Source organism: Massilia sp. YIM B02763 (assembly GCF_030412015.1).
GTDB lineage: Bacteria > Pseudomonadota > Gammaproteobacteria > Burkholderiales > Burkholderiaceae_D > Telluria.
The window spans coordinates 204,940-218,213 of sequence record NZ_JASNRD010000003.1 but is presented as its reverse complement, the minus strand read 5'-3'; the positions used below and the strand labels follow the sequence as shown (position 1 = coordinate 218,213).

Annotated in this window: 9 protein-coding genes; all 9 read left to right on the top strand. The window is 69.9% G+C overall.

Annotated elements, in window-relative coordinates; all coding sequences use genetic code 11:
- Positions 1-61: 61 nt before the first annotated feature.
- The 9 genes from QPK32_RS06600 (at position 62) to yghU (ending at position 13,194) form a co-directional block, all read left to right on the top strand.
- Entirely contained in the window at positions 62-841 is a 780-nt protein-coding gene (locus tag QPK32_RS06600; RefSeq protein WP_290411986.1) for an NAD(P)H-dependent oxidoreductase, read from the top strand.
- 110 nt (positions 842-951) lie between these two features.
- Entirely contained in the window at positions 952-2,205 is a 1,254-nt protein-coding gene (locus QPK32_RS06595; RefSeq protein ID WP_290411985.1) for a putative Na+/H+ antiporter, read from the top strand.
- Between the two features lie 24 nt (positions 2,206-2,229).
- Positions 2,230-2,679, top strand: a complete 450-nt coding sequence (locus QPK32_RS06590; protein ID WP_290411984.1) for a DUF86 domain-containing protein — start codon at positions 2,230-2,232, stop codon at positions 2,677-2,679.
- Positions 2,680-2,834: 155 nt separating this feature from the next.
- Positions 2,835-5,321, top strand: a complete 2,487-nt coding sequence (locus QPK32_RS06585) for a TonB-dependent receptor (RefSeq protein WP_290411983.1) — start codon at positions 2,835-2,837, stop codon at positions 5,319-5,321.
- A 1-nt stretch (position 5,322) separates the two neighbouring features.
- On the top strand, positions 5,323-6,783 hold the full coding sequence (locus QPK32_RS06580) for a CehA/McbA family metallohydrolase (protein WP_290411982.1): 1,461 nt from the start codon (positions 5,323-5,325) through the stop codon (positions 6,781-6,783).
- Between the two features lie 215 nt (positions 6,784-6,998).
- Positions 6,999-7,580 (top strand): DUF2760 domain-containing protein, encoded by a 582-nt coding sequence (locus QPK32_RS06575; RefSeq protein ID WP_290411981.1) that lies wholly within the window; start codon positions 6,999-7,001, stop codon positions 7,578-7,580.
- On the top strand, positions 7,577-9,433 hold the full coding sequence (locus tag QPK32_RS06570) for an Hsp70 family protein (protein ID WP_290411980.1): 1,857 nt from the start codon (positions 7,577-7,579) through the stop codon (positions 9,431-9,433). Before QPK32_RS06575 ends, QPK32_RS06570 begins: the two co-directional genes overlap by 4 nt.
- On the top strand, positions 9,430-12,240 hold the full coding sequence (locus QPK32_RS06565; RefSeq protein ID WP_290411979.1) for an Hsp70 family protein: 2,811 nt from the start codon (positions 9,430-9,432) through the stop codon (positions 12,238-12,240). Before QPK32_RS06570 ends, QPK32_RS06565 begins: the two co-directional genes overlap by 4 nt.
- 99 nt (positions 12,241-12,339) lie before the next feature.
- The gene (gene yghU / locus QPK32_RS06560) at positions 12,340-13,194 is read left to right on the top strand and encodes a glutathione-dependent disulfide-bond oxidoreductase (protein ID WP_290411978.1); all 855 of its coding nucleotides are present in this window, start codon (positions 12,340-12,342) and stop codon (positions 13,192-13,194) included.
- The last annotated feature ends 80 nt before the right edge of the window (positions 13,195-13,274 follow it).

Genomic DNA, 13,274 nt, shown 5'->3' with positions numbered 1-13,274 from the left:
CGGCTGCCATTCCCAGGCTGGCCGGCCGCCCGGACAATCATGGCTTCACAAAGGAGATGCCATGCACACCAAGACCGTCCTGATCGTCCACGCCCATCCCGATCCCGCCTCCCTCACCGCGCAACTGGCCGCTGCCGCGCGCGACGCCCTGCGCGGCGCGGGCCACGAGGTGCTGCAGTCCGACCTGTACGCGCTCGGATGGAAAGCCGCCTACGACGAACGCGACTTCCCGGACCGCCTCGATCCCGCGCGCCTGTCCTTCGTCGACGAATCGGGCCACGCCTTCCGCAACGGCACGCAGCCGGACGACATCCGCGCCGAGCAGGCCAAGCTGCTCGCCGCCGACGCCGTCGTCTTCCAGTTCCCGTTGTGGTGGTTCGGCATGCCCGCCATCATGAAGGGCTGGATCGAGCGCGTGTTCGCCTACGGCCTGGCCTACGGCTACAAGGACGCCGGCAATACCTGGCGCTACGGCGAAGGCGGCCTGGCCGGCAAGCGCGCCATGCTGTCGGTGACCATGGGCGGTCCCGCCAGCGACTACGCGCCGCGCGGCATCAACGGCCAGCTCGACGAGCTGCTGTTCCCGATCACCCACGGCACCCTGTTCTTCCCCGGCATGGAGGTGCTGCCCACGCATGCCGTGTACGACACCGGCCGCATCGACGCCGCCGGCGTGGCAGCCGCCAAGGAGGCGCTGGCCGCGCGCATGCACACGCTGTTCGGCGATGCGCCGATTCCCTACCGCACGCAGAACGGCGGCGACTATCCCGACCGCCACCTGCTGGCCGACGGCGTCGCGCCCGGCGTGACCGGCTTGCGCGCGCACCTGGGCACCGCATGAATACGCACGGAGGAAACCGACCCGCATGCCAAAAAATGAAATAATGGAGCCTGCTCACTTCACAAGCCCCGCATCACGATGACGATCCACACCCCGCACGGAAGCTCCCGATGACGACGACCATGCAAACCATCGGCCTGGTCCTGTTCGTGCTGGCCCTGCTCCACACCTTTTCCACCCATTTCTTCGAAGTGCTGGCGCACCGCAGTCCGCGCCATGCCGGCCTGTTCCACCTGCTGGGCGAGGTGGAAGTGGTGTTCGGCTTCTGGGCCTTCGTGCTGGTGGGGTTCATGGCCTTCGTCGACGGCGGTGCCGCCGCCGTCGACTATGTCGAATCGCGTCATTACACGGAGCCGCTGTTCGTGTTCGTCGTGATGGTGGTCGCGGCCTCGCGTCCCGTGCTGGAGACGGCGCGCGCGCTGGTGCGCCTGCTGGCGCGCCTGGCGCCGGCGCGTGCCGAGGTCGCGCAGACCTGGCTCGGCCTGGCCCTCCTGCCGCTGGCCGGCTCCCTGATCACGGAACCGGCCGCGATGACGCTGGCGGCGCTGATGCTGGCGCCGTCCGTGTTCCGGCCCGGCATGCCGGAGAAGTGGAAGTACGGGGCGCTCGGCGTGCTGTTCGTGAACGTCTCGATCGGCGGCACCCTCACCGCCTATGCCGCGCCGCCCGTGCTGATGGTGGCCGGGCCGTGGGGCTGGGACAGCATGCACATGCTGACCCACATCGGCTGGCGCGCGCTGGTCGCGGTGCTGCTCAACGCCACCGTGATCACGCTGCTGCTGCGGCCGCACCTGCGTCCCCTCGACGTGTCCGTGGAAGGCGAATCGCCCGTGCCGGTGCCGCCGTGGGTCGCGCTGATCCACCTGGGTTTTCTCGCCGCCGTGGTGGTGCTGGCCCACCATCCGGTGCTGTTCCTCGGCCTGTTCCTGCTGTTCCTCGGCTTCACGCAGGCCTACCAGCGCTACCAGGATCCGCTGGTGCTGAAGGAAGCGCTGCTGGTCGCCTTCTTCCTGGCCGGCCTCGTGGTGCTGGGCGGGATGCAGCAGTGGTGGCTGCAGCCCGTGGTCTCGAGCCTCGATGCGACCGCGCTGTTCTTCGGCGCGCTGGGCCTGACGGCCATCACGGACAATGCCGCCCTGACCTACCTGGGGTCCCTGATCACGGGCCTGTCCGAGCACGAGAAATACATGCTGGTGGCCGGCGCGGTCGGCGGCGGCGGCCTGACGGTGATCGCCAATGCGCCGAACCCGGCCGGCGCGGCGCTGCTGCGGCGCGGCTTCGCCGACGAATCGATCGGCGCCGTCGGCCTGCTGCTGGGCGCACTCGGGCCCACCTGTGCGGCAGCTTTGTTGTTCCTGTTGTAACGTAGCGCCCGAAAGGGGACCACCATGGACGACGAACTGCTGATCCACAAGACGGGCACCATCGAGCGCTGCTGCAAGCGTGCCCGCGACGAATACGAAAAAGACCCGACCACCTTCGTGGGCGACGTCACGCGCCAGGACGCGGCCACGCTGAACGTGATCCGCGCCTGGGAGGCGGCGGTCGAGATGGGCGACTATGTGCTGGCGAACAGCGACCTCGGCCCGGCCATGGACGAGCGCGAAGTCATCACCCTGCTGGCCGAGCACGGCTGGATCGCCCCGGCGCTGGCCGAGGACCTCAAGCGCACGGGCGAATTCTGCCGCGCCGAATGGGACTTGCAGGATGCGCCGCTGCCGGCCCTCGTGACCATCATCAAGCGCGGGCTGGATGATTTCGAGGCGTATGCGCGGGCGCTGCTGGCCGGCGCCGAGCGGGACGGCAGCGCAGGAGCCGGCGCGCCCGAACCTTCCTGACCATACCAAAACCCTACCAGTATCCGCTAAACACGCGGGCCATCCCGCCCGCGTAACGCCCTCGTCATATTGCCGCGCTAATCTCCGGCCCCATTCGCGCCTACCCAGGCCGACCATACCACTTACCCTAACTGGTATTACGAATGGAGCCCCCCATGAAGTCCACCATCATCCAGCAAGCCCTGCGCCTCGCCTTCGGCGGCGGCGCCACCGCACTTGCCATCGCCGCCCTGCCCCTGCACGCGCAAGAGGCCCCGGCAACGGGCAACGACGCCATCGCGCCGGCCGACACCGTCGTCGTCACCGGCACCGCGACCAGGCGCAGCAAGGTCAAGGCCAGCTATTCCATCACCACGATCGACGAAGAAAGCCTGCGCATGCAAGCGCCTACGTCGGTGACGGAGGCGATGAAATCGGTGCCGGGCTTCTGGGTCGAATCCTCGGGCGGAGAAGCTTCCGGCAACATTCGCGCACGCGGCATCCCCGTCGACGGCTACGGTTCCGTCACGCTGCTGGAAGACGGCATTCCGGTCCAGCACGATCCTTCGCTCGGCTACCTCAACGCCGACCAGTCCTTCCGCATCGACGAAACGATCGACCGCATCGAGGTGGTGCGCGGCGGCCCCTCCTCCGTCTTCTATACGAATGCCCCGGCCGGGGCCATCAACTTCCTGTCGCGCGAACTGCCGGACACGCCGGGCGGCACGGTCAAGTACACGATCGGCAGTTCGCGCCTGCACCGCGCCGACTTCTGGTACGCCACGCCGCTGGGCGATGGCTGGCGCGCCGGCATCGGCGGCTTCTACCGCATCGACAAGGGCGTGCGCTCGCCGGGATTCCGCGCCAACGACGGCGGCCAGGTGCGCCTGAAGCTGTCGAAGGACATCCAGGGCGGCCGCATGACCTTCGACCTCAAGCACCTGGACGACCGCGTCGCTCTTTACCTCGGGATCCCGATGCGCAGCTACGACGACGGCGAGATCCGCGGCGTGCCCGGCTTCGACGCCCACCACGGCACCATCGCGGGTCCCGACACCCGCAACCTCGACATGAAGATGGGCGACGGCGGCACCTACCACTTTGACAACGGCGAAGGCACCCACGTCAAGCGCACCCAGGCCAGCTTCAACCTGCAGAAGGACCTCGGCACCGACTGGAAGCTGAACGAATCGCTGCGCTGGTCCAGCACCGATACCCAGCGCAACGGGGTATTCGCGAACCAGCTGCAAAGCATCTCCGCATTCCTGGCATCCTCGCAGTCGCTGTTGGCGCGCCTCCCGGGCGCGACCGGCCTGTCGCTGCAGTACGCGAACCGCCCCGGCACCGCCTACCCCGGCGGCAACGGGCTGATGGTCGTGGGCGGCCTGCGCGGCATCACGCTGCCGGTCGACGAATTCATCAACGACACCCGCGTCACGCGCCGCCTCGACCTGGCCGGCCAGCGCCACGACCTCACCGCCGGCTACTACTTCGCCCACTTCAAGCAGGACTTCGACCGCTATTCCTCGAGCGTGCTGCTGGGCGCGCAAAGCCAGGCGCCCCTGCTGGACCTCGTCGCCAGCGACGCCGCCGGCAAGCCGCTCGGCACCCTCACCGACCATGGCATCTACAGCTACGGCTACGAGTGGGAGCATGCCAGCGGCAAGTCGACCACCAATGCCCTGTACCTCGCCGACGAATGGCAGGTCGACCAGCGCCTGCGCCTGGACGGCGGCCTGCGCTGGGAACAGGTGCAAACCAGGGGCTGGACCGAGCGCCCGACCTACGTCGACCTGGGCACCTTCGCCACCTCGAAGATCCGCACCGGCAGCGGCGTGTTCGATCGCTACGACCATACCTTCCACAAGCTGGGCTGGACGCTGGGCGCCAACTACCAGCTGGCCGGCAACGCCGGCCTGTTCGGCCGCTGGACCAGCGCGTTCCGCCTGCCGAACCTGAGCACCTACATCACCAGCCCCACCGCCGTGCCGGTGATACAGACCATGGACCTGGCCGAGGTAGGCTACAAGTACCGGGGCGCCATGCTGGAGCTGTACCCGACATTCTTCTACTCGAAGTACGACAACGTCAGCTACACCAACAACGTGTTCTCGCTGAATAACACGCAGGTCGTCACCCAGACCGGCTACGCATCGACGAAGACCTACGGCCTGGAACTGGAAGGCAAGCTGAAACCATCGCCCTGGGCCGACCTGGGCTTCAACCTGACGCTGCAGCAGCCGCGCTACAAGGACCTGTCGTATACGGACAAGGTCAACAACCTGCCGGTGCTGCGCGACTACACGGACAACCAGCTGATCCGCGTGCCGAAGGTCAGCGCGCGCCTGGTGCCGGGCCTGAACCTGCTGGGCGACACGCTGCGCCTGCAGGCCTCCTGGGAATACGAGGGCAAGCGCTTCGTCGACTCGGCCAACAGCGTCGTGCTGCCGGCCTACCGCGTGGTCAACCTGTCGGCGCGCTACCGCGTGTCGGACCGCTGGACCACCTACCTGTACGTCGACAACGTCAACGATTCGCTGGGCCTTACGGAAGGCAATCCGCGCGCGGGCGAGCTGCAGAGCGCCGACGCGGGCGCCAACAGCTTCATCGCGCGTCCGGTACTGGGCCGCACGGTGCGCTTCGCCGTGAAATACGACTTCTGACATGCGCATCCTGTTCGCGATCCTGATGTGCGCGGCCGGCCTAGTCCATGCGGCCGAGCAGCCCGACCTGGTGCTGCGCGGGCGCCTGACGGGCGCCGACCACCAGACCTACCGCACGGTGCCGTTCGCGGTGCCGGCCGGCGTCCAGCGCCTCACCGTCGACTTCGCGTACGACGGCAAGGAGCAGCGCAGCGTGATCGACCTGGGCCTGCTCGGCCCGGATGGCGCCGTGGTCGGCTGGAGCGGCGGCAACAAGCACGTGTTCACGGTCAGCGCCGTGGACGCGACGCCGTCCTACCTGCCCACGCCCACGCGCGCCGGCACCTGGTCGCTGCTGCTGGGCGTGCCCAACCTGCGCCGCGACGCGCATGCCGACTACACGGCGCGCGTCTGGTTCGCGCGTACGCTCGACGCGGCCGACGAGCCGCCCGTGCTGGCGCCACCGCTGAACACGGCTCCCGGCTGGTACCGCGGCGACCTGCACAGCCACACGGGCCACAGCGACGGCTCCTGCGCCCCGCAGGGCGGCGGCGCGCCCGTTCCCTGCCCGCTGTTCCTGACCGCGCAGGCGGCGGACCGGCGCGGCCTCGACTTCGTCGCCATCACCGAGCACAACACGGTCTCGCACGCCGCGGCCGTGCGCGAGCTGCAGCCTTATTTCCCGCGCATGCTGCTGCTGCCGGGCCGCGAAGTGACGGGCTTCCAGGGCCACGCTAACCTGTTCGGCACGCTCGCGCCGCTCGACTTCCGCGTCGTGCGGGGCAGCCGCGACTGGAGCGCCTTGCTGCGCGACGTGCCGGCACGCGGCCTGGTCGCCGTCAACCATCCGGTGCGCCCGTCCGGCGAGGATTGCATGGGTTGCGGCTGGGAAGACCTGGACGCGCTGGCGCGCGTGCAGGCGATCGAAGCCGTCAACGGCCGCGACGCCGACACCTCGTTCTCCGGCATCCCGTTCTGGCAGGCGGCGCTCGACCGCGGCCTGCGTCCGACCGCGATCGGCGGCAGCGACAACCACCATGCCGACGCAGCCGATCCGGCCCAGGGCATCGCGTCGCCAACGACGGTGGTGTACGCGACCGCGCTGTCGCACACGGCGATCCTGGATGCCATCCGTGCCGGGCACGTGTTCGTCGATGTGCAGGGCACGCGCGAACGGATGCTGGAACTGGAGGCGCAGGCCGGCGGCAAGCGAGCCATCATGGGCGACGCACTGGCAGCGGCGGCAGGGACGACGGTGCGCTTCGGCATACGGGTGCGTCACGCGGCCGGCATGCAGGCGGCCGTGCTGGTCGACGGCATGTCCCGCAAGCTGTTGCCGGATACGCCCCTCGCGGACGACGACCAGGCGCTGGCGTTCGACTGGGTAGCGGACGGACGGCGGCATACGGTGCGGGTCGAGGTGCGCGACCGGGAAGGAAAGTTAATGCTCTTAGGCAATCCCATTTACCTGCTTCCACCCTGATCCGCCGCCCTGGCGACGGCGGGAGCCACCATCCGTGGCAGCCGTCGCACCCGGCTCCCCGCCCGCGCCGGGACGGCGTCCCTGTCCCAACCCGGCCTCGGCGACATGGGGGTGTTCATCCGCCTCCTGTCTAACTGGTATCATTCGCGCTTTCAAGGACGCAGCCCATCGAGCTGCTGCCTGCAAGCAAGCCTCAACACGGATACCACAAGAACATGAGCCACCCGACCAACCTGCCCGGCTTCTGGAGCCGGCTGTCCCTCGCCTTCGGCGCCTTCTTCAAGACCCTGGGCGACGCCGAGTTCGCCGCGCGCGTGCGCGACGACCAAGTCGGCCCCATCGCCGCACCCGTTGCGCCCACCCCGGCGCCCGCACCGGCGCCGGCGCCCACGCCCGCTGCCGCCCCGCTGCGCGTGAACACCCCGGAATCCGCCCTGCAGCTGCTGGGCCTCCTGCAGCGCGAGGCGCGCCTGATCGACTTCGCCAACGAAGACATCGCCGCCTATGCGGATGCCGACATCGGCGCGGCCGCCCGCGTCGTGCACGAAGGCTGCGCGCGCGTGCTGCGCGAGCACTTCACCATCGAGCCGGTCCGCGCCGAGAACGAAGGCGCGCGCGTCACGTTGCAGGAAGGCTTCGACGCCGCCAGCGTGCGCCTGACCGGCAACGTGGTCGGCAAGGCGCCGTTCAGCGGCACCCTGAACCACCGCGGCTGGCGCGCCTCCGACGTGCGCCTGCCGCAGCTGGCCGACAAGCACGACGCCAGCATCGTCGCCCCCGCGGAGGTGGAACTGTGAGCACCAACGAGAACACCGCACGCTATGCCATCGGCATCGACCTGGGCACCACCCACAGCGCCCTCTCCTACGTCGACCTGCAGGCCAGCGACGGAGAAAAGGCCGACCAGGGCGTGCTGCCCGTCCCGCAACTGAGCGCTCCGGGCACCGTCGAGGCACTGCCGCTGCTGCCTTCCTTCATGTACCTGCCGCACCCGGACGAGATGCCGGCCGGCGAACTGGCCCTGCCCTGGACCAACGGCGCGGCCGCGCCCGTCGTGGGTGAAATGGCGAGGAGCCGCGGCGCCGGCACGCCGATCCGCCTCGTGTCCTCGGCCAAGAGCTGGCTGAGCCACCCGAGCGTGGACCGCCGCGCCGCCATCCTGCCGACCGACGCGCCGGAGGAAGTCGAGCGCGTGTCCCCGCTGACGGCCTCCACCCGCTACCTCGAGCACCTGAAGGCCGCGTGGAACGCCGCGCATCCGGAGGCGCCGTTCGAGCAGCAGGCCGTCACCGTGACGATTCCCGCGTCGTTCGACCCGGCCGCGCGCGAACTGACGGCGGAAGCGGCCCGCAACGCGGGCTACGGCAGCCCCACGCTGCTGGAAGAACCGCAGGCCGCGCTGTACAGCTGGATACAGGGCAGCGAAGGCCGCTGGAGGAAGCAGGTCAAGGCCGGCGACATCGTGCTGGTCGTGGACGTGGGCGGCGGCACCAGCGACTTCTCGCTGATCGCCATCCTCGAACGCGACGGCCACCTGGAACCGCACCGCGTGGCCGTCGGCGACCACATCCTGCTGGGCGGCGACAATATGGACCTCGCGCTGGCGCACCTGGTCGCGCGCAAGCTGCAGGCCAACGGCACCCAGCTCGACGCCTGGCAGATGCGCGCCCTCACCTACGCCTGCCGCGGCGCCAAGGAACACCTGCTCGCCGACGCCAATGCGAGCGCCTGGCCGATCGTCGTGCCGAGCCGCGGCTCGAAGCTGATCGGCGGCTCGATCCGCACGGAGCTCACGCGCGACGAAGTCACGTCCTTCATCACCGACGGCTTCTTCCCGCGCGTGGAAGCGTCCGCCCGTCCGGCCGTGCGCACCCGCGCGGGCCTGACGCAGGTCGGCCTGCCGTATGCCCAGGACGCCGCCGTCACGCGCCACCTGGCCGCCTTCCTGGCGCGCCAGGCCGGCGCCACCGCGGAGCTGGAAGGCTTCAGCGGCAACGTGAATCCGGAGCACACCTTCCTGCACCCGAGCGCCGTGCTGTTCAACGGCGGCGTGTTCAAGTCGGAGATCCTGTCGCAGCGCGTGATGGACACCATCAACGACTGGCTGTACATGGAAGGCGCGGAACCGGCGCGCATGCTCGACGGCGCCGACCTCGACCTGGCCGTAGCGCGCGGCGCCGCCTACTACGGCTACGCGCGCCGCGGCGGCGGCGTGCGCATCCGCGGCGGCACGGCCCGCTCCTACTACGTGGGCATGGAATCGTCGATGCCCGCGATCCCCGGCTTCGAACCGCCGCTGGAAGCATTGTGCGTGGCGCCGTTCGGCATGGAGGAAGGCAGCGAGCTGGAATTGCCGGGCCAGGAATTCGGCCTGGTCGTCGGCGAGCCGGTGCACTTCCGCTTCTTCGGCTCCACCATCCGCCGCCAGGACCGGATCGGCGACGTGCTGCCGTCCTGGACCCCGGACGAGCTGCAGGAACTGAACGAGATCCAGGCCACGCTGCCGGCCGAAGGCCGTACGCCGGGCGACGTCGTGCAGGTCAGGCTGCACGCGCTGGCGACGGAAGCCGGTACGCTGGAACTGGTGGCCGTCGCCCGTGACGGCCAGCGCTGGAAGGTCGAGTTCGACGTCCGCAGCGAAGGCCAGTGACCACGCGCGCGACAGCCGGCCCGGCCCCGGTCGGGATCGACCTGGGCACCACCAATACGGTGCTCGCCCACGCGCTGCCCGACGGCGCGATCGAGACCTTCGCCATCGCGCAGCTGGTGGCGCCCGGCGAAGTGGCGGCCGCGCCGCTGCTGCCGTCCGTGCGCTACCACGTGCTGGACGGCGAGCTGGCGCCGGGCGAGCTGCAACTGCCGTGGCCATCGGACGAGCATGCCGCGCTGGGACGGCTGGCGCGCCTGCTCGGCGCCCAGTCGCCGGGGCGCCTGGTGGCTTCCGCCAAGAGCTGGCTGTCGCACCACGGCGTCGACCGCACGGCGCCGATCCTGCCCTGGGGCGCGTCCGACGACGTCCCGAAGATTTCCCCACTGGCCGCCAGCGCCAGCTACCTGGCGCACCTGCGCGCCGCCTGGAACCACCACTATCCCGATCGTCCGCTGGAAGACCAGCAGATCGTCCTCACCATTCCCGCGTCCTTCGACGAAGGCGCGCGCGCCCTCACCGTCGAGGCGGCCCATCTGGCCGGCCTGCCGCGGCTGCGCCTGCTGGAAGAGCCGCAGGCCGCCCTGTACGACTGGCTGCAGCGCCACCGCGCCACGCTGGCCGCCGACTTGCAGGATGCGCGCCTGGTGCTGGTGGCGGACGTGGGTGGCGGCACCACCGACTTCAGCCTCGTGAAGGTCGAACTGGTCGACGGCATGCCGCAACTGACGCGCATCGGCGTGGGCAACCACCTGATCCTGGGCGGCGACAATATGGATCTCGCCTTGGCCCACCTGGCCGAATCACGCTTGGCGACCGACGGCCAGCGTTTGTCCGCGGGCCGCCTGGCCCAGCTGACGGAGCGCTGCCGCGCCGCCAAGGAACAGTTGCTGGCCGCGGATGCCCCGGACCAGGTGAACGTCACGCTGCTGGGCGGCGGCGCGCGCCTGGTCGGCGCCAGCCGCTCGGCCCTGCTCACACGCGAAGAAGTCGAGCGCATCGTCGTCGACGGCTTCTTCCCCCTGAACCCCGGCCAGGAAGGGCCGCAGCGCGCCCGCGCCGGCATCGTCGAATTCGGCCTGCCGTATGCGAGCGACCCGGCCGTCACGCGCCACTTGGCCGGCTTTTTGCGCCAGCATGCGGCGGCCGCGCGCGCAGCCCTCGGCGTCGATGAGGTCAGTGCCGACGACGGCACCCTGCCGGTGCCGGATACGCTGCTGTTGAACGGCGGCGTGTTCAATGCCGGCGTGCTGGCCCAGCGCCTGGCCGACGTGCTGTCCGGCTGGCGCGGCGCGCCCGTGCGCGTGCTGCACAACCGCGATCCGGACGTGGCCGTGGCACGCGGCGCCGTCGCCTATTCGCTGGCGCAGGCGGGCGCCGCCCCGGCCATCGAGAGCGGCTCGGCGCGCAACTACTACCTGCTGCTGGACGACGGCCGCGCCGTCTGCCTGCTGCCGCGCGGCGCGCGCGCCGGCGCGGAGATCCTGCTGGCCGGGCGCACCTTCGCGCTGCGCCTCGGACGGCCCGTGCGCTTCCACCTCGCCTCCAGCGTGGCCGATCCGGGCGGACAAGCGCCGCGCGCGGGCGACCTTGTCGACCTGGAGCCGCAGGACATCGTGCGCCTGCCGCCGCTGGCCACCGTGCTGCGCGCGGGCGGTACCAAGGCGGAGATCCCCGTGCAGCTGGCCGCCTGCCTGTCCGAGCTCGGCACGCTGGACATCCAGTGCGTGGCGCAGGACGGCAGCCATCAACGCTGGCAGCTCGCGTTCCAGCTGCGCGGCCAGGAAGGCGAGGACGGTGCCGACGATGCCCGGGAAAGCGCCCCGCTGCCGCCGCAGATTGGCGACGCGATCAAGCTTGTCGACCGCATCTTCGGATCGCGCAAGGAGCAGGTGGAGGCGCGCGAAGTGCGCCAGCTGCGCGGCAGCCTGGAACACCTGCTGGGCGGACGCGAACGCTGGGACACGCCGCTGCTGCGCCGCCTGTTCGACGCGCTGATGGAACGCGCGAAGGGCCGGCGCAGGTCGGCCGAGCATGAACGCGTGTGGCTGAACCTGGCCGGCTGGTGCCTGCGCCCCGGCTTCGGCGATCCGCTCGACGGCTGGCGCATCGAGCAATTGTGGCCCCTGTTCGAGACGGGCGCGCAATACATCAAGGACAGCCAGGTGCGCGCCGAATGGTGGACGCTGTGGCGGCGCGTGGCCGGCGGCCTGTCGACGGAGATGCAATTGCGCCTGCTCGACGATTTTGCCTTCAACCTGCAGGCCGAACCCGAGGACCGCGCGCGCCGTCCGGCCACGCTGGTCGACGGCAGCGAGGACGACATGCTGCGCCTGGGCGCGTCGCTGGAACGCATCCCCGCCGCCTACAAGGCAGAGATCGGCGACTGGATGACCGGGCGGATCATGGCCATCCCGCCCGCCGCCAGGCCGGACCCGAAGGCGGCGGCCACCTATGCGCGCTACCTATGGGCGCTGGCGCGGGTAGGCACGCGCCGCTCGCTGCACGGCAGCGCGCACGAGGTGGCGCCGGCGGACAGCGCCGCGCGCTGGCTGGGCGAGCTGCTGACGCTGGACTGGCGGCGCATCGAGCCGGCCGGCTTCGCTGCCGCCCACATCGCGCGCAGGACGGGCGACCGCTCGCACGACATCGACGAAGCGCTGCGCGAGGAAGTGCTGCGCCGCCTGGCCGCCGCTGGCGCGCCGCCGTCGTGGAGCGGGATGGTGCGCGAAGTGGTGGAACTCGACCAGGCCGCGGCGACGCGCATGTTCGGCGATGCCTTGCCGCCGGGATTGAAACTGATCTCCTGATCTGTTCCCGATCCGTGAAACGCGATCCGCGGCTGCATGAACGTGGCTTTTCCGGCATCATGGACGTTTCGATACCATTGCACAGAAGGAGTCATCGGAATGTCCAACAGTAACAACCCGTTCGCCCCCTACGTCCCGCCCAAGGTCTGGTCGCCCGCGACCCAGTCCGGCGGCGCGTTCGCCAGCATCAACCGCCCGATCGCGGGCCAGACCCACGAGCTCGAACTCCCGGTCGGCAAGCATCCGCTGCAACTGTATTCGCTGGGCACGCCGAACGGGCAGAAGGTCACGATCATGCTCGAGGAGCTGCTCGCGGCCGGCCACGCGGGCGCCGAATACGACGCCTGGCTCATCAAGATCAACGAAGGCGCGCAGTTCGGCAGCGGCTTCGTCCACATCAACCCGAACTCGAAGATCCCGGCCATGCTCGACCGCAGCGGCGAGGCGCCCGTGCGCGTGTTCGAATCGGGCTCGATCCTCGTCTACCTGGCCGAGAAGTTCGGCGCCTTCCTGCCCAAGGACCTCGTCGCGCGCACCGAGACCTTCAACTGGCTGATGTGGCAGATGGGTTCCGCTCCGTTCGTCGGCGGCGGCTTCGGCCACTTCTACGCCTACGCGCCGGAAAAGCTGGAATACCCGATCAACCGCTATGCGATGGAAACCAAGCGCCAGCTCGACGTGCTGGACCGCCTGCTGGCCGAGCGCCGCTTCGTCGCCGGCGACGAGTACACCATCGCCGACATGGCGATCTGGCCGTGGTACGGCGCCCTCGTGCTGGGCGAGCTGTACGATGCCGGCGAATTCCTGTCCGTCCACCAGTACCAGCAGGTGCGCCGCTGGGCCGACGAAGTGCTGGCCCGCCCGGCCGTCCAGCGCGGCCGCCGCGTCAACCGCGTGCGCGGCAAGCCGGAAGAGCAGGTGCTGGAGCGCCACGACGCGTCGGATCTGGATTAATCGAGAATAGACTTAGCCGTCAAACCGTCGTCCCTGCGCAGGCAGGGACCCAATTTTGCACGCAAACCGGCTGCGCAACG